The sequence below is a fragment of the Kaistia sp. UC242_56 genome, assembly GCF_044452255.1.
GTDB classification, from domain to species: domain Bacteria; phylum Pseudomonadota; class Alphaproteobacteria; order Rhizobiales; family Kaistiaceae; genus Kaistia; species Kaistia defluvii_A.
Genome location: NZ_JBIOAN010000002.1, coordinates 4,459,844 through 4,475,134, shown reverse-complemented (window position 1 = coordinate 4,475,134; position 15,291 = coordinate 4,459,844). Strand labels below are relative to the sequence as shown.

Annotated in this window: 16 protein-coding genes; 9 read left to right on the top strand and 7 right to left on the bottom strand. The window is 65.5% G+C overall.

The genetic code is table 11. The features are described 5' to 3' along the window. Positions 1-63 precede the first annotated feature (63 nt). Positions 64-690, bottom strand: a complete 627-nt coding sequence (locus ACHMWQ_RS23780; protein WP_354551500.1) for a MarR family transcriptional regulator — start codon at positions 688-690, stop codon at positions 64-66. A gap of 22 nt (positions 691-712) precedes the next feature. Between ACHMWQ_RS23780 and ACHMWQ_RS23775 the strand changes: the two genes are divergently transcribed. Then, positions 713-1,474: a sulfite exporter TauE/SafE family protein gene (locus ACHMWQ_RS23775; protein ID WP_396309367.1), complete on the top strand. Its 762-nt coding sequence runs from the start codon at positions 713-715 to the stop codon at positions 1,472-1,474. A 110-nt stretch (positions 1,475-1,584) separates the two neighbouring features. Further along, positions 1,585-2,754 carry an OpgC family protein gene (locus ACHMWQ_RS23770; RefSeq protein WP_396309366.1) on the top strand — a complete coding sequence of 390 codons (1,170 nt, stop codon included), beginning with the start codon at positions 1,585-1,587 and terminating at the stop codon, positions 2,752-2,754. A 62-nt stretch (positions 2,755-2,816) separates the two neighbouring features. Here ACHMWQ_RS23770 and ACHMWQ_RS23765 read toward each other — a convergent pair whose 3' ends face one another. Beyond that, positions 2,817-2,996 (bottom strand): DUF465 domain-containing protein, encoded by a 180-nt coding sequence (locus ACHMWQ_RS23765; protein ID WP_354551497.1) that lies wholly within the window; start codon positions 2,994-2,996, stop codon positions 2,817-2,819. Between the two features lie 260 nt (positions 2,997-3,256). Here ACHMWQ_RS23765 and ACHMWQ_RS23760 point away from each other — a divergent pair, with 260 nt between their 5' ends. Next, positions 3,257-3,463, top strand: a complete 207-nt coding sequence (locus tag ACHMWQ_RS23760; RefSeq protein WP_266330330.1) for a YdcH family protein — start codon at positions 3,257-3,259, stop codon at positions 3,461-3,463. Here ACHMWQ_RS23760 and ACHMWQ_RS23755 read toward each other — a convergent pair. Continuing rightward, complete coding sequence (locus tag ACHMWQ_RS23755; RefSeq protein ID WP_396309365.1) at positions 3,436-4,137, bottom strand: GGDEF domain-containing protein; 702 nt, start codon at positions 4,135-4,137, stop codon at positions 3,436-3,438. The two genes, ACHMWQ_RS23760 and ACHMWQ_RS23755, sit on opposite strands and share 28 nt — an antisense overlap. A 156-nt stretch (positions 4,138-4,293) precedes the next feature. Between ACHMWQ_RS23755 and purE the strand changes: the two genes are divergently transcribed. The 4 genes from purE (at position 4,294) to ACHMWQ_RS23735 (ending at position 10,302) form a co-directional block, all read left to right on the top strand. Further along, on the top strand, positions 4,294-4,758 hold the full coding sequence (gene purE, locus ACHMWQ_RS23750; RefSeq protein WP_396309517.1) for a 5-(carboxyamino)imidazole ribonucleotide mutase: 465 nt from the start codon (positions 4,294-4,296) through the stop codon (positions 4,756-4,758). Next, positions 4,748-5,842 (top strand): 5-(carboxyamino)imidazole ribonucleotide synthase, encoded by a 1,095-nt coding sequence (locus ACHMWQ_RS23745; RefSeq protein ID WP_396309364.1) that lies wholly within the window; start codon positions 4,748-4,750, stop codon positions 5,840-5,842. The genes purE and ACHMWQ_RS23745 overlap by 11 nt, the downstream gene beginning before the upstream one ends. 228 nt (positions 5,843-6,070) lie before the next feature. Further along, entirely contained in the window at positions 6,071-9,223 is a 3,153-nt protein-coding gene (gene ileS / locus ACHMWQ_RS23740; protein ID WP_396309363.1) for an isoleucine--tRNA ligase, read from the top strand. An 86-nt stretch (positions 9,224-9,309) separates the two neighbouring features. Beyond that, positions 9,310-10,302: an LLM class flavin-dependent oxidoreductase gene (locus ACHMWQ_RS23735; protein WP_396309362.1), complete on the top strand. Its 993-nt coding sequence runs from the start codon at positions 9,310-9,312 to the stop codon at positions 10,300-10,302. 36 nt (positions 10,303-10,338) lie between these two features. Here the strand turns inward: ACHMWQ_RS23735 and ACHMWQ_RS23730 are convergent, their stop codons facing one another. From ACHMWQ_RS23730 to ACHMWQ_RS23715, 4 genes are all read right to left on the bottom strand, one after another. After that, entirely contained in the window at positions 10,339-10,899 is a 561-nt protein-coding gene (locus ACHMWQ_RS23730) for a biotin transporter BioY (protein WP_396309361.1), read from the bottom strand. Positions 10,900-11,028: 129 nt separating this feature from the next. Beyond that, complete coding sequence (locus tag ACHMWQ_RS23725) at positions 11,029-11,628, bottom strand: energy-coupling factor transporter transmembrane component T family protein (protein WP_396309360.1); 600 nt, start codon at positions 11,626-11,628, stop codon at positions 11,029-11,031. Continuing rightward, positions 11,625-12,299 carry an energy-coupling factor ABC transporter ATP-binding protein gene (locus ACHMWQ_RS23720; RefSeq protein WP_396309359.1) on the bottom strand — a complete coding sequence of 225 codons (675 nt, stop codon included), beginning with the start codon at positions 12,297-12,299 and terminating at the stop codon, positions 11,625-11,627. The genes ACHMWQ_RS23725 and ACHMWQ_RS23720 overlap by 4 nt, the downstream gene beginning before the upstream one ends. Positions 12,300-12,383: 84 nt before the next feature. Further along, the gene (locus ACHMWQ_RS23715) at positions 12,384-13,382 is read right to left on the bottom strand and encodes a 3'-5' exonuclease (protein WP_396309358.1); all 999 of its coding nucleotides are present in this window, start codon (positions 13,380-13,382) and stop codon (positions 12,384-12,386) included. Between the two features lie 168 nt (positions 13,383-13,550). Here ACHMWQ_RS23715 and ACHMWQ_RS23710 point away from each other — a divergent pair, with 168 nt between their 5' ends. Together ACHMWQ_RS23710 and ACHMWQ_RS23705 are read left to right on the top strand one after the other, a co-directional pair. Continuing rightward, positions 13,551-13,928 carry an antitoxin Xre/MbcA/ParS toxin-binding domain-containing protein gene (locus ACHMWQ_RS23710; RefSeq protein WP_396309357.1) on the top strand — a complete coding sequence of 126 codons (378 nt, stop codon included), beginning with the start codon at positions 13,551-13,553 and terminating at the stop codon, positions 13,926-13,928. After that, positions 13,888-14,682, top strand: coding sequence for an RES family NAD+ phosphorylase (locus ACHMWQ_RS23705; RefSeq protein ID WP_396309356.1), 795 nt, complete (start codon positions 13,888-13,890; stop codon positions 14,680-14,682). Before ACHMWQ_RS23710 ends, ACHMWQ_RS23705 begins: the two co-directional genes overlap by 41 nt. The last annotated feature ends 609 nt before the right edge of the window (positions 14,683-15,291 follow it).

Genomic DNA, 15,291 nt, shown 5'->3' with positions numbered 1-15,291 from the left:
CGGATGCCGACTGCAGGACCGGAGGCTGGGCCTCGGACGTCCCGCCATCTCCCGCTTCGGCGCTCATAGCAAGGCCTTCTCGGACAGCTTGGTCGCGGCATCCTTGGCGGCTTCGCCGCAGCCGGATTCGAAGCCGCGGGTGGTCATGTTGCTGCGGATCCGGCTCAGCAGATCGATCAGCATCTCCGACTCTTTTTCGGAGATGCCTTCGAGCGCGGTAGCGATCACCTCGTTGCCGATGATCTTCATCTGGTCGAGCAGCGGGCGCACGCTTTCGGTCAGGTGCAGGCGGCGAGCCCGCCGGTCCGCCGGATCGGGAACGCGGGCGACAAAGCCCATCGCTTCCAGCCGGTCGATATGGCGCGACAGGGTGATCGGCTCGACATCCAGCGCATCCGCGACGGAGGCCTGGTTCGAGCCCTCATTGTGGAAGAGATAGGCCATAACCTGCCATTGCGCGCGGGTCAGGCTGCAGCTCTGCCCCTTCTGATCGAAGGCACGGCGAACCAGACGCGCGACGTCGTTGATCAGAAAGCCGAGGTGCTTGTCAGAAGGCAGCGTATTCATAGGTCGATATATAATAAGCTCGCGTATGTTACGCAATGTGAGTCTGTCGCCGCAAAAGGCTCCAAAGCAGGAGATATACTGGATTTTGGCGGCGAACGAGGGTAAATCGTTCCAACCTGCCATACTCCTCGCCAAGCGACACCGCATGTTCACCGAATTCGCATTCTACGCGGCTGCGATCCCAGCCGTGGCCGTCGCAGGCTTGTCCAAGGGCGGATTTGGCGGCGCGATGGGCATGCTGGCCGTTCCCATCCTGGCTCTGGTGATCTCGCCGGTTCAGGCGGCCGGCATCATGCTGCCGATCCTGCTCGTGATGGATGCGATCAGCCTCTATTTCTACCGCCGCATCTTCGATCGGCCGACGCTTGCCGTCATGCTGCCGGCGTCGATCGTGGGCATCGCGGTCGGCTGGGCGACGGCCGCCTATGTGAAGGAGGATTTCGTCCGCCTTCTGGTTGGCCTGATCTCCATCGTGTTCGCCCTGAACTACTGGTTTGGCGACCGGTTGCGGGCGCTGCCGGCGCGGCCCAACGGCGCCAAGGGGTCGTTCTGGGGGCTGCTGGCCGGCTTCACCTCGTTCGTCAGCCACGCCGGCGCGCCGCCGTTCCAGATGTACGCGCTGCCGCTCCGGCTCGACAAGCAGGTGTTCGTCGGTACCTCGGTGATCTTCTTCGCCGTCACCAATGCGGTGAAGCTCATTCCCTATTTCTTCCTCGGCCAGTTCGACGCCGCCAATCTGGAAACGGCCGCGGTGCTGTTTCCGCTCGCCGCGCTGACGACGGTTCTCGGCATCTGGATCGTGCGGGTGATGGACCAGACCGTCTTCTACGGTCTTTCCTATCTGTTCGTGATGCTGATCGGGCTCAAATTGACCTGGGACGGAGCCCTGTCCCTCCTGGCGCATTGAAACCGGCATCCACCGCCGCAAGCTTGCCTTGTTCGCCAGCTAGGCGAACCCGATACTTGTCCGTTCCTGTCATCTGAGGCTTCCGGGTGCATCGAGCATTGTCGACTTCCATGACGCGTGACTATCGGATCGATTTTTTCCGGGGTTTGGCGCTCATCTCGATTTTCGTGAACCACATCCCGGGTAACCTATATTCGAACTTCACGCACCGGAACTTCGGCCTGTCGGACGCGGCCGAGATTTTCGTGCTGCTCGCCGGCATCTCGGCGGCGCTTGCCTACTATCCGCGCTTCGTCTCGGGCCAATCGGGGCAGGCGGTCGGCCGTATTAGCAAGCGCATTGGCACGCTCTATGTCGCGCATCTCGCCTCGATCGCCTGCGGTTTTGCGATCTACGCCGGCGCCTCGCTCTGGCTGGATCAGCCGGGCCTGATGATCCCCGATGAACGCCACTGGATCGTCGAGCAGCCGGTGCGCGCCCTGGCGGGCATCGGCATGCTCACTTACCAGACCGGCAACTTCAACATCCTGCCGATGTACATGGTCATGATGGCGATGCTGCCGCTGATCATGCTGCTGGCCCGTATCCGCCTGTCGCTGGCGCTGGCGGCGAGCGTGGCGCTCTGGGCAATCGCCAATGCCTGGCGCCTCACGCTGCCGAGTTTCCCCGGTGGGGGCGGCTGGTATTTCAACCCGTTCACCTGGCAGCTGCTGTTCGTGATCGGTTTCGTCGGCGGCGTCATGCTGCGGCGGGGCGACCGGCTGGCCTTCTCGCGCCCGCTCTATGGGCTGGCGATCGCTTATCTCGTGGCCTCAGCCATCCTGGTGTTCGCCCATCTCTGGGACTATTTCCCGACCCTGCCCGAATGGGTCTGGCTCTCCGGCTTCAACAAGAGCTGGGTCGGATTCTTCCGCCTGCTGCATGTGCTGTCGATCGCCTATGTCGTGATCTACAGCCCGCTGCCGGCCATGCTGGCGGGCTGGCTCGACCAGGGCAACTGGATCGTTCGATTGGGTCGCCACACCCTGCCAGTGTTCTGGACCGGGACCATCCTGAGCGTCACGGGTCACATCATCCGCGAGAGCGTCTTCGGCCTGCCCAATGACCCGACCTTCACCGCCACGGGCATGGTGCTCGACACGGTGCTGATCGGTGTGGGGTTGAGCGTCCTGTTCGCGCTGGCCTGGTATCTCGACTGGACCGGACCTGCGCCGAAGTCCCGCCAGCGGCTCGAAGCGGAGGATCCGATCGGGCCGCGGCGCGCCGTTCCGGCCGAATAGTCCCTACTAAAGCAAAAGCGCCGCGTTGGACGCGGCGCTTCGCATGACCCTTTCGTCATCAATCAGTGAACGGTGTTCCCTACCTTCAGTCGGGCGATCTCGTCCTTCAGCTGCAGCTTGCGCCTCTTCATGGCCGCCAACTCGAGCGTATCGGCGCTCGGATGGTTCGTGACCTGGTCGATTTCCCTGGAGAGCGCCTCATGGCGACGCTCCAGCTCGGCAAGATGCGATTCGATGGACATTAAAACTGCCTCCCTTCGTTGATCGATGACGGCACGCGGATCGTGCCATAGACGGGGGTTGCTGTGAACCGGGAACTGTCACACGCCGGTCATATCAATCCGACCAGCCTGTAAACCGGCTCAGTTTGGATCTGTGCCTTGCGGCCGTCCGGTTCAAGGGGGGAAGGTGAGATAGGGTGCTCGCGCCCGCTGGGCGGAGCATGTATCGTCGCGCGTCGGCGCCGTCAGGGGCCGGGCGGAACTCGGCGAGGTTGGGGCGTATGACCGAGGAAGAAGAGCGGGAAATCCGGTTCGAGCTGGCGCGGTTGCGGCAGGAACACAGCGATCTCGACGCGGCCATTTCCGTCATGTCGGAGACCGGCAAGATCGATCCGTTGCGGATCCAGCGCCTCAAGAAGCGCAAGCTGGCGTTGAAGGACCGGATCGTCGCGCTGGAGGATCAGCTCCTGCCGGACATCATCGCCTGACCGCAGGCCATTCCCTCTAGCAGAAGCCGGTCCGCTGTGGCGATCACCTGGTCGGCGGTCGCGCCGGGCTCGATCATTACCACCGCCGATCGCGTGGCCAGGCTGGCGCCCGCTTCCAGAACGTCTTCCAGACCGGCGATGGCGCGCTGCAGGCCGAGCACGCGATGGCCGCAATCGGCCGTGGTGGAGTTCCACAGCACAACCGCGAACTGTTCGTTGCCGGTCCGGGCGGTCACGTCGCAGGAGCGGATGCCGGTGCGCAGCGTCTCGCCGATGAGGCGCAGCGCGCGGTTCAGCCCGCTTTGCCCCTGGGCATCTCGGATCGCGTCCATGCCGTCGACATCGATCAGCGCGATCCCGCAGGTCATGGGATAGCGCGTCTGGAAGGCGATCGCCCGCTCGATTTCGCGGATGAAGGCGCGGCGGTTGAACAGTCCGGAAATCGGCTCTTCGGCGGCCTCCACCTCCAGCGCGGCGATGCGGTGCTGGCTGGCGTCGAGCGCCCGGCGCAGCGCGGCGACCTCCTCCGAAAGCCGCATCACCAGCGAGCGCTGCTCGACGGGCAGGTCCGCCGATCCGCCGCCATCCTCGCTTTCGCGACGACGAGCGATCGGCCTCGGATCGTATCCGGAGACGACAAGGTTTTGCGGCTTGAGGACGGGTGCGCTGGACATGGGGCGATTTTGCCCGCGCTTGGTTCAATTCTGGTTAACGGCGGGTAAGGCTGTTTCCGCGCCTTGCGGCGAGGGCATCCCTCTCTATAATCCGCGCCTTCCCGCAATGTCGGAGACGAAAGCTTGGCAGAGACTACGGCGCCAATCGCCATCATCATGGGCAGCCAATCTGATTGGCAGACGATGCGGCACGCGGCCGAGACGCTCGATGCGCTCGGCGTCGCGCATGACGACCGGATCGTCTCGGCGCACCGGACGCCCGACCGGTTGATCGAATTCTCGAAGACGGCGCGCGACAAGGGCTTTAAGGTGGTAATCGCCGGCGCCGGCGGCGCGGCGCATCTGCCTGGCATGTGCGCGGCGATGACGCCGCTGCCGGTGCTGGGCGTCCCCGTCGAATCCAAGGCGCTCTCCGGCCAGGACAGCCTGCTTTCGATCGTGCAGATGCCGGGCGGCATTCCCGTCGGCACGCTGGCGATCGGCAAGGCCGGCGCGATCAACGCGGCGCTGCTCGCCGTCGCGATCCTCGCCCTCAACGACGCGGCCCTTGCGGCGCGTCTCGATGATTGGCGCGCTGCCCAGGCTGCGCGGGTTGCGGAAAGCCCTTCGGATGACCTCTGAAAAGATGCTGCCGCCCGGCTCGACCATCGGCATTCTCGGTGGTGGACAACTGGGCCGGATGCTGGCCACGGCCGCGGCCGAACTTGGCTTCCGCTGCCATGTCTATCGCCCCGACGGCGAGAGCCCGGCTTTCGACGTCGTCGCGGCGCGGACCACGGCGGCCTACGAGAACCAGTCGGCGCTCGCGGCGTTCGCCGGCTCGGTCGACGTCGTCACCTATGAGTTCGAGAACGTGCCGGCCGACACGGCATCCTTCCTGGCCGAGCAGGTCGACGTCCTGCCGAGCCCGCATGCGCTGGCCGTGTCGCAGGACCGCCTCACCGAAAAGGAGCTGATGCAGAGCCTCGGCATTCCGGTGGCGCCCTTTGCGCAGGTCGAGGATCTCGCGTCCCTGGAAGCCGCCCTCGAAGCGCTCGGCCGCCCGTCGATCCTGAAGACGCGCCGGTTCGGCTATGACGGCAAGGGCCAGGTGGCGATCCGCGCCGGCGATGACGTGGCAGCGGCCTGGGAGGCGATCGGCCGCCGGCCGGCGGTGCTGGAAGGCTTCGTCACCTTCGTCCGCGAGGTCTCGGCGCTGGTCGTGCGCGGCCGGGACGGCGAGACGTCGGTCTACGACACGGTCGAGAACGTGCACCGCAACCATATCCTCGCGACCTCCACGGTGCCGGCGCAGCTTTCGTCCGCCACCACCGAAGCCGCGCGGGAGATCGCGGCCAAGGTGGCGAGCGCGCTCGATTATGTCGGGCTGCTGGCGGTCGAGATGTTCGTGGTCGAGGAAGAGGGCAGCGAACGGCTGATCGTCAACGAGATCGCGCCGCGCGTGCACAATTCCGGTCACTGGACGCAGGATGGCTGCATCGTTTCGCAGTTCGAGAACCACATCCGCGCGATCGCCGGCTGGCCTCTGGGCTCGACCGAGCGCCATTCCAACGCGGTGATGACCAATCTGATCGGCGCCGAGGCCGACGACTGGGCGGCTCTTGCTGCCGAGCCCGGCGCCCGGCTGCATCTCTACGGCAAGGCCGAAAGCCGGCCGGGCCGCAAGATGGGGCACGTCAACCGGATTTCTCCGAAGGTCGGCTAAGTCGAAGACCCTCACCCTACCCTCGCCCGCCTGCGGGAGAGGGTAGGGTGAGGGTCTTTCTTGCCTTCCATACGGTCGGTCCATGCCGACCCTTACAACCTTGCCCGTCGCCTCCCATATCTGCGCTGCCCCCTGGGGGTGGCGCCCTTGCCGCAAAGGCGCTATCGAAGGCGCCAATTTCCGTCCCGGAATTCGCTGCCGTTTTCCGCCAGAATAAAGACATTCGCCATGACCGAGCCGAAGACCGTCTATCCCGCCGCCGAGCCGTCGCCGTCCTTCCCGAAGATCGAGGAAGCGATCGGCGCGTGGTGGAAGGAGAACACGATTTTCGAACGCTCGATCGAGCAGCGCCGGGAGCAGGGCGCGTCGGAATTCGTCTTCTATGACGGACCGCCCTTCGCCAACGGCCTTCCCCATTACGGCCATCTCGTCACCGGCTTCGTGAAGGATCTGGTGCCGCGCTATCAGACGATGCGCGGCAAGGTCGTCGATCGTCGTTTCGGCTGGGATTGCCATGGCCTGCCGGCCGAGCTGCAGTCGGAAAAGGAACTCGGCGTTTCCGGACGTCTCGAGATCCTGAAATACGGCATGGCGCGCTTCAACGAGCATTGCCGCACCTCGGTGCAGCAGTTCACGTCGGACTGGGAATATTACGTCACCCGTTCGGCGCGCTGGGTCGATTTCAAGAACGATTACAAGACGATGGATCTCTCCTTCATGGAGAGCACCATGTGGGCGTTCAAGCAGCTGCACGACAAGGGCCTGATCTATGAGGGCTACCGCGTCGTGCCCTATAGCTGGGCCGCGCAGACGCCGCTGTCGAACTTCGAGACCCGCCTCGACAATTCCTACCGCATGCGCCAGGACCCGGCGCTGACGGTCGGCTTCCTGCTCGACCCGGTCGCCGGCGAGAGCGTGCCGACGCGCCTGCTCGCCTGGACGACGACGCCCTGGACCCTGCCGTCCAACATGGCGCTCGCGGTCAAGGCCGATGCCAACTACGCCGTGCTGGAAAAGGACGGTCAGCGCGTCATCCTCGGCGCGCCGCTGGTCGCGAACTATGCGCATGAACTGGCCGACTTCACCGAAGTCGGAACGGTTTCGGGCGCCGATCTTGTCGGCCGCACCTATCAGCCGCTGTTCCCCTTCTTCGCCGGCGAGCGCGAAGCGGGCGCTTTCCGCGTGCATGCGGCCGCCTTCATCGAGATGACCGACGGCACCGGCGTCGTCCACATCGCTCCCGCCTTCGGCGAGGACGACATGGCGCTGTCGCAGTCGAACGGCATCCCGGTCGTCGACCCCGTCGACTTCGCCGGCAATTTTACCGAGCTGACGCCGCCCTACCAGGGCGTGAACGTCTTCGAGGCGAACAAGGACATCATCCGCGACGTCAAGGCCCAGGGCGCCGTGCTGCGCCACGAGACCTATGACCACAACTATCCGCATTGCTGGCGCACCGACCAGCCGCTGATCTACAAGGCGCTGCGCTCCTGGTATGTGAAGGTCTCGGCCTTCAAGGACCGCATGGTCGAGCTCAACCAGGGCATCGACTGGGTGCCGGGCCATATCAAGGACGGCCTGTTCGGCAAGTGGCTGGAGAATGCCCGCGACTGGAACATCGGCCGCAATCGCTTCTGGGGTTCGCCGATCCCGGTCTGGAAGTCGGACGATCCGAATTATCCGCGCCTCGACGTCTATGGTTCGATCGACGAGATCGAGCGCGATTTCGGCGTGCGCCCGCATGACCTGCATCGCCCCTATATCGACGACCTGACCCGCCCGAACCCGGACGATCCGACCGGCAAGTCGGTCATGCGCCGCGTCGAGGACGTGCTGGATTGCTGGTTCGAATCCGGCTCGATGCCGTTCGCGCAGGTGCATTACCCGTTCGAGAACAAGGACTGGTTCGAGAGCCACTTCCCGGGCGATTTCATCGTGGAATATGTCGCGCAGACGCGCGGCTGGTTCTACACGCTGATGGTGATGTCGACGGCCCTGTTCGACAAGGCGCCGTTCCGCTCGGTGATCTGCCATGGCGTCGTGCTCGACGAGAACAAGCAGAAGCTGTCGAAGCGGCTGAAGAACTATCCGGACCCGATCGAGGTGTTCAACACCTACGGCGCCGACGCGCTGCGCTGGTATCTGGTGTCGTCGCCGCTGCTTTCCGGCGGCGATCTCGCCATGCCGAAGGACGGCCGCACGATCGCCGAGACCGTGCGCCAGGTCCTGCTGCCGATCTGGAACGCCTATTCGTTCTTCACGCTCTACGCCAATATCGACGGCATCAAGGGCCGGATGGTCACCACCGCCGAGGCCGAACTCGACCGCTACATCCTCGCCAAGACCGCGGATCTGATCCGCGGCATCGACGCGGCGATGGAGAAGCTCGATCTCGCCGGCGCCACCAGCGCGTTCCCGCCCTTCATCGAGGCGCTGAACAACTGGTTCATCCGCCGGTCGCGCGAGCGCTTCTGGAAGGCCGAGAAGGACGCCGACAAGCAGGCGGCCTATGACACGCTCTACACCGTGCTCGTCACGATGACGCGTGCCCTGGCGCCGTTCCTGCCGTTCCTGACCGAGCATATCCATCGCGCTCTGGTGAATGGCGAAAGCGTGCACTTGGCCGATTGGCCGGATGCTTCGGCGCTGGTCGACGACAAGGCGCTGGTCGAGCGCATGGATCTCGCCCGCACGGTAGCCTCCGCCGCCGCCTCGATCCGCACCGTCAAGAACCTGCGCACGCGCCTGCCGCTCCGCCGGCTCACCGTCGCCCATCCGGGCTTCGAGAAGCTGGCGCTGCTGAAGGACGTCATCGCCGACGAGGTCAACGTCAAGGAAGTCGTGCTGGCGGTCGACCCGTCCGCCTTCGGCCAGGTCGTGCTCGCCGTCGATCCGAAGATCGGCAAGCGGCTCGGCAAGGGCTTGAAGGACGTGCTGAACGCGGCGCGGGCCGGCCAATGGGAAGATCTCGGCGGCGGCCGCTATGCGGTGGCGGGCCAGACCATCGAGCCCGGCGAATACGAGCTGCGCTTCAAGGCCAATGAAGGCCTGGACGCGGTCGCCTTCGATGGCGCCGCCGGCGTGGTCGTGCTCGATACGCATGTCGATGAAGCGCTCGAGCGCGAAGGCGTGGCGCGCGACTTCATCCGCCTGGTGCAGGTGGCGCGCAAGGATGCCGGCCTCAATGTTTCTGACCGCATCCATATCGAGGTGAAGATCGCCAACGGCCTCGGCGACGTGCTCGTCGACCATGCAGAGACGATCCGCGCCGAGACGCTGGCCGAGACGTTGCGCCCGACCGACGACCAGCCGGAAGGCTTCGTCTCGGAGACGAGCCTCCTGGAACAGCCGATCGCGATCGGCGTCCGCGTCGCTCGCTAAGATGCGGATCTAACGAATGTTATCGCCCGGCCGACCTCGGCCGGGCGAAGTCTTTTCCGGCCTTTGCCGCATGATTGGGGATTGCCATGACGCCCTTGTCCATTCTCGAACTCGTACGCGTGACGGAAGAGACGGATGCGCGGGGCGCGCTCGACAATGCCCGCGACCTCGCCGCCCATGCCGAACGATGGGGCTATAACCGCATCTGGGTGGCCGAGCATCACAACATGCACGGCATCGCCAGTGCCGCGACCTCGATCGTGCTCGCCCATATCGCGGCTGGAACGAAGACGATCCGCGTCGGCGCCGGTGGCATCATGCTGCCGAACCACGCGCCCTACATCATCGCCGAGCAGTTTGGCACGCTCGCCAGGCTCTTTCCCGGCCGCATCGATCTGGGCCTCGGCCGCGCGCCTGGCACCGACCAGATGACGCTCAGGGCGCTGCGCCGCTCGCCTGGCAATGCCGAGAACTTTCCGCAGGACGTGTTGGAATTGCAGGCGTTTCTGGCGCCGGCCGGACCGGACCAACGCATCGTCGCCGTGCCGGCGGCGGGCACCGAGGTGCCGCTCTGGATCCTCGGATCGAGCAATTTCGGCGCGATGCTGGCGGCCGAACTCGGCCTTCCCTATGCCTTCGCCTCGCATTTCGCGCCCGACCTGCTGCTGCCGGCGCTGGAGATCTACAAGAGCCGCTTCAAGCCGTCGGAACAGCTCGACCGGCCCTATGCCATGGTCGGCGTCAATGTGATCGCGGCGGAGACGGATGCCGAGGCGACCCGGCTGGCGACGACGCAGCAGATGTCGTTTACCGACATGTTCCGCGGCGCGCGGGGGCTTTCCAAGCCACCGATCGACGATATCGAGACCTATTGGTCACCCATGGAGAAGGCGCAGGCGATGGGCATGCTGGCCCGTTCGATCGTCGGGTCACCTTCGACGGTCCGCGCCGGCCTCGACGCGCTGGTCAAGGAGACGGGCGCCGACGAACTGATCCTGGTTTCGGACGTCTACGACCATTCGGCGCGGCTGCGCTCGGTCGAACTAATCGCTGAAAGCTGGGGGATCGGCGCCGGTTAACAGCGCCGATCCTGTTAGCCATCCGGTAACGCCGCGTTATCGCACCGTCTGCATCAGCGGGTAGGAGCGGCGCACCGTCTCGGCGATGACGGCGGCGACGCCGGCCTTGATCAGATCGCCCGGCACGAAGATCATCGAGCCCTTGGTCGCATCCCAGAGCGACAGCTTGGCGACCATGGCCAGCCACGGGATGCCGATCAGGTAGACGATGCCGATACCGCCAATGACAGAAAAGACGAAGAACCAGACCGTATTCATCCGTCGCCAGTTCAGTTCGGTCAGCCAGCCGGTGACGAAGGCGGCGATCGGCCAGGACAGGATGAAGCCGGCGGTCGGGCCGAAGAACACCGACAGGCCGCCGGCACCGCCGGAGAGCAGCGGCAGGCCGAGCGCGACCAACAGCACGAACAGCAGGATGGCGAGGCCGCCGCGCTTGGCGCCGATCAGCGATCCCGCCAGCATGACGCCGAGCGTCTGCGCGGTGATCGGCACCGGCAGGAAGCCGACCTGGATGGCCGGCACTAGATTGATCGCCGCCATCAGGGCCGCGAACAGCGCGATATAGACGATGTCGCGGGTCGATACGTCCTTGGTCATTGGATTGGGTCCCCTATCCCGATTTGTCACTCGTTTCAAACTCCGTCGCAGAAGTCGTCTGCCAAGACGCCCGCGCTTTACTTCACCTCTCCCTCAGGGAGAGGTGAGGGTAGGTTCTCCTCGTCCGCCTTAGCGCTCATAGCCGCGCGCCTCGATAGCGTCGGCGAGTTCGTCGGCGGATTTCAGCGTGCGGATGACGAGCGGCACGATCAGCGCCAACGGATTGGCGGCGAGCCCGCGCGCGGCCTGCGCCTCGCGGATATGGCGGAATTCCTCCGAGATCAGCGGCACGAAGCGGATGGCGAGCGCGATGGCGAGCCCGACCTTCTCGGGATTCACGCCGATCGGCTTCAGCGGGCCGAGCCCCCACTCGACCAGTTCCGCCATTTCCGAAATCGGCGTCGACAGCGTCACGGCGCTGGCGAGCAGGATCAGGGTGGCGAAACGGGCTACTGCCAGCAGGCCATCTGCCACCGAGCCAAACAGCAGGTGGAAGACGAAGACGAGGCCGAGCAGGATCGCCGGACCGCGCAATTGCGCCATCAACTGGCGGAAGGGCGCGCCGGTCGAGAGATAGACCGCAAAGGCGACCGGCACGCTCAAAAAGGCGAGCCAGATCGAGGGCGTGAGGAACAGCGCCAGCGAGGCGACTAGCAGGCCCGCGACCTTGGCGCCGGCGGAAAGCCGGTGTAGCGGCGAATGGCCGGGGTGATAGAGCCCGATCGTCATCGCATCCGCTCGCGATAGAAGGGCAGCACCTCGGAGGGCAGGCCGTCGGCGGCGACGCGGCCATTCTCGATCATCAGAATGCGCTCGAAGCCGGCGATCAGATCGAGATCGTGGCTGACCACGAGGGCCGGATGCGGCAGCGCATCGATGGCGGCCGCCACCCGGTTGCGGTTGCGGAGGTCGAGCAGGGTCGTCGGCTCGTCGAAGACGACGATCTCGGGGTCGGTGACCAGCACGGCGGAGAGCGCCACCAGCTGCTTCTCGCCGCCGGAAAGCAGATGCACCGGCCGTTCGCGCAGATCGCCGAGATTGTAGCGGGCCAGCGCCGCGTCGATGCGGCTGGCGATCTCGGCCTTCGGCACCTTGCGTGCCTTGAGGCCGAAGGCAAGATCCTCGCCGACGATCGGCATGACGATCTGGTGGTCGGGGTTCTGGAACACGAAGCCGACCTTGCGGCGGATCGCCTTGACGTCCTTCTTCGTATCCACGCCGTCGACCAGCACGCGGCCGATCTTCGGCAGGACCAGGCCGTTCAGCAGGCGCGCAAAGGTGCTCTTGCCGGACCCGTTGGCGCCGACGATGCCGATGCGCCGCTCGGGCAGGGCGAGGTCGATCTCGACCAGGACAGGCCTGTCATCGAAATCATGGCTGACGCCTTCCAGCACGATCATGGCCCGTTCGGCGCCCCTGCTTTGCGGATTGTGCACTGCCGCATGCGATAGAGGCTGTGATGCGCCGGGTCAATTGTCGCGCACTCAGTCGATCGTGTCGGTGGGGTGACAGGAAATCCGATAGCTGTAAGGGCCTATCTCGGAGATCGAGACCCAGTCGCCGGCCTGCGCGCCACTTGTGTCAAAGAACGCACTTACCCAAGCTCGCTTTCGAAACAGCTTCTTCGAACCATCGAGATCGGTGGCGATCACGCCGCCGCCCCAATGGATGCGGATCTCGCGACTGGCGGCCTCGGCCATGTTCGAGCCGCCGATCGCATCGGCCGGAAACCGATCGAAGAAGTCCTTCAGGTAGATGTGCTTGTGCTTCAGGTTGCCTTCCGTCAGCTGCGACACGCCGATATGCCGTTGCTGCGATTCGATTGCTTCGAGCTGCGCCGAGATCGAAAGCCGCGAGGGCGTGGACGGGCTTCGGCCGAGATCGCCACGGCTCGCGGTGCTGGCTGCCTTCGCCCGGACGCCCTCGGCGTGCAGGACCACTTCCGCCGCGGCGCGCGCGTCTTCGCCGGCGTCGTGGTGGTTGAACCGAAGGCCCAGATGCGCCTTCAGGCTGGCAAGGCCATGCCCGCCATTGCCCTTCAGCTCGGGCCAGGCTGCGCGCGCCACCTGGACGCTGTTGTGCCATTGCCAGGCGGGAGCCACGAGGTCGATATCGGCGCAGGCGGCGGCGACGGCGCTGCGGTCGAAGCCGGAATGCTGGTAGACCGTGTGGCCCCGCAGCGCCACCTCGAGCACCGGCAGCACATCCGCGAAGGTCGGCGCGCCCTCGACCCTCTCGGCCGTGATGCCGTGCAGGCCACTCCAGAGCCAGATTCGGGTCTGCGGATTGACCAGGGTCACCCAGGTCTCGATGCTGTTGTCCGGGCGGACGCAGGCGACGCCGATTTGGCAGATGCTGCCGCGGTGATTGTTGGCCGTTTCGACATCCAGCGCGAAGAAGCGGAATGGACCCTGAGGGAAGGGCGTCACGCGGGCGGAGGATAGTGCGACCGCCGCGAACAGGCTTTCTTCGATAGAGGGCAAGGAAACGCTCCGGGATCGCGGGGACGGCGGGCTCTGCCGGTTGTCCGAATGCGATAGAGCCTGCCCTGCGCCGGGTCAATCCGCGCGAGGCCGCACACAAGATCGGAGCGATCCATCCTTTCCATGGAAAGAATTTTGACCTATATTTCCTCTGGAAAGGAAATGGCGATGCTGAAGCTTCAACCTGCTGCCCGGCCCGAGGCCGGTCCGGTCATCACCAAGGCGGCCCTTCGCGCCGCGGACCAGTTGCGCCTGACCGCGCGGGTACTGGCGGCGACGATCGGCGTCAGCGAGGCGACGGTATCGCGGATGCGGCGCGACGAGTTCCGGCTCGAGCCGGGCACCAAGCCGTTCGAACTCGCCATTCTGTTCATCCGCCTGTTCCGCTCGCTCGACGCGATCGTCGGCGGCGATGGCGCCGTCGCCAAGGCCTGGCTGGACAATCCCAATCTCGTCCTCGACGCCCGGCCGATCGAGAAGCTGCAAACCGTGAGCGGGCTGGTCGATGTCATCGCCTATCTGGACGCGCGTCGAGCTCTCGTCTGAGTTCCGCAGTTTCGCCGGACCGTGCTGGCGCCTGGTCGAGGCGCAGCATCGGGTTTCGACGCTCAAGCTGACCGATACGCTGGCCGAGCAGGCCCTGCTGGAAGACCTGATCGAGGCGGCCAAGCCGGCGATTCCGCCGGAGTGCCGCCATCTCGATTTCCTGCTGGCGACGCCGTTCCGCTATGGCTCGATCTATCCCTATGGCTCGCGCTTCCGCCGCGCGGGACGGACGCTCGGCGTCTATTACGCCGCCGAGGACCCAAAGACGGCCGTGGCCGAGATGGCCTTCTACCGGCTGCTGTTCTTCGCGGAGTCGCCGGCCACCCCCTGGCCGAAGGATGCGGCCGAATACACGGCCTTTTCCGCCGAGGTGGCGACCGGGCGCCTGCTCGACCTCACTGCGCCGCCCCTATCCGACGACGCGGCGATCTGGACAAACCGCACCGACTATGAGGGCTGCCAGGCCTTCGCCGAGGCCGCCCGCGCGGCCGATGCCGACATGATCCGCTACCGGTCGGTGCGCGATCCGGCGGGCGGCGGCAATCTGGCGATCCTGATGTGCCGCGCCTTTGCGCGCCCGGTTCCCGGCGACCGCCAGACCTGGCGCATGCGTCTGAGCGCCAGCGGCGTGCAGGCGCTCTGCGAGTTTCCGCGCCAGGCGGTGGAGTTCCCGCGCGAGACCTTCGTGGCCGATCCCCGCATCGCCGGCCTGAACTGGGATCGGGCGGGTGTTGCGGGGCGGGTGCGTTCCTGATCGGTCGTTGAATGCTGGGTCGCTCAGGCCGGAAACGCGATCCTCTCTCGAGTGCCATTCGAAGACCTCGACCCTCATCCTGAGGTGCCCGGCGCAGCCGGGCCTCGAAGGAGGGTCCAGGGAAATCCCTTCTGGGGACGAATAAGGGTCGTCAAATTCCGGTGGTTGCCCACTGGAGCCTCCTTCGAGGCTTCGCTTCGCGAAGCGCCTCAGGATGATGGCGGAGGGGGCGGATGGAGATGGAGGTTCCGGAGGTTAGGATCGTCGCCACCAGCGAGCAAAACCGTCATTGACGGTAAGCAAGGCCCTCACCCAACCCTCTCCCGCAAGCGGGCGAGGGCTTTTCGGCCGGCGCCTTTCACGATGCCGGGGAAGGGCGCAGGCGGGCTCCCTCTCCCGCGTGCGGGAGAGGGTCGGGGTGAGGGGCGGGTGCGCTCCTGAGGGGCGGGCTCACAATTCGAAAACCTCGACCATCATCCTGAGGTGCCCGGCGCAGCCGGGCCTCGAAGGAGGGTCCAGGGAAATCCCTTCTGGAGACGGATAGGACTTCGTCGAATTCCAGCAATTGCCCCCTGGAGCCTCCTTCGAGGCTTCGCTTCGCGAAGCGCC

What these genes read in the sequence shown, in the direction of transcription:
- ACHMWQ_RS23760 (WP_266330330.1), top strand. Translation starts at nt 3,257, where the DNA reads ATGACCGAGGAAGAAGAGCGGGAAATCCGGTTCGAGCTGGCGCGGTTG.
- ACHMWQ_RS23725 (WP_396309360.1), bottom strand. Translation starts at nt 11,628, where the DNA reads ATGACGATCGGGCTCTATCACCCCGGCCATTCGCCGCTACACCGGCTT.
- ACHMWQ_RS23720 (WP_396309359.1), bottom strand. Translation starts at nt 12,299, where the DNA reads ATGATCGTGCTGGAAGGCGTCAGCCATGATTTCGATGACAGGCCTGTC.
- ACHMWQ_RS23765 (WP_354551497.1), bottom strand. Translation starts at nt 2,996, where the DNA reads ATGTCCATCGAATCGCATCTTGCCGAGCTGGAGCGTCGCCATGAGGCG.
- ACHMWQ_RS23710 (WP_396309357.1), top strand. Translation starts at nt 13,551, where the DNA reads ATGCTGAAGCTTCAACCTGCTGCCCGGCCCGAGGCCGGTCCGGTCATC.
- ACHMWQ_RS23780 (WP_354551500.1), bottom strand. Translation starts at nt 690, where the DNA reads ATGGCAGGTTGGAACGATTTACCCTCGTTCGCCGCCAAAATCCAGTAT.
- ACHMWQ_RS23735 (WP_396309362.1), top strand. Translation starts at nt 9,310, where the DNA reads ATGACGCCCTTGTCCATTCTCGAACTCGTACGCGTGACGGAAGAGACG.
- ileS (WP_396309363.1), top strand. Translation starts at nt 6,071, where the DNA reads ATGACCGAGCCGAAGACCGTCTATCCCGCCGCCGAGCCGTCGCCGTCC.
- ACHMWQ_RS23745 (WP_396309364.1), top strand. Translation starts at nt 4,748, where the DNA reads ATGACCTCTGAAAAGATGCTGCCGCCCGGCTCGACCATCGGCATTCTC.
- purE (WP_396309517.1), top strand. Translation starts at nt 4,294, where the DNA reads ATGGGCAGCCAATCTGATTGGCAGACGATGCGGCACGCGGCCGAGACG.
- ACHMWQ_RS23755 (WP_396309365.1), bottom strand. Translation starts at nt 4,137, where the DNA reads ATGTCCAGCGCACCCGTCCTCAAGCCGCAAAACCTTGTCGTCTCCGGA.
- ACHMWQ_RS23730 (WP_396309361.1), bottom strand. Translation starts at nt 10,899, where the DNA reads ATGACCAAGGACGTATCGACCCGCGACATCGTCTATATCGCGCTGTTC.
- ACHMWQ_RS23775 (WP_396309367.1), top strand. Translation starts at nt 713, where the DNA reads ATGTTCACCGAATTCGCATTCTACGCGGCTGCGATCCCAGCCGTGGCC.
- ACHMWQ_RS23770 (WP_396309366.1), top strand. Translation starts at nt 1,585, where the DNA reads ATGACGCGTGACTATCGGATCGATTTTTTCCGGGGTTTGGCGCTCATC.
- ACHMWQ_RS23705 (WP_396309356.1), top strand. Translation starts at nt 13,888, where the DNA reads ATGTCATCGCCTATCTGGACGCGCGTCGAGCTCTCGTCTGAGTTCCGC.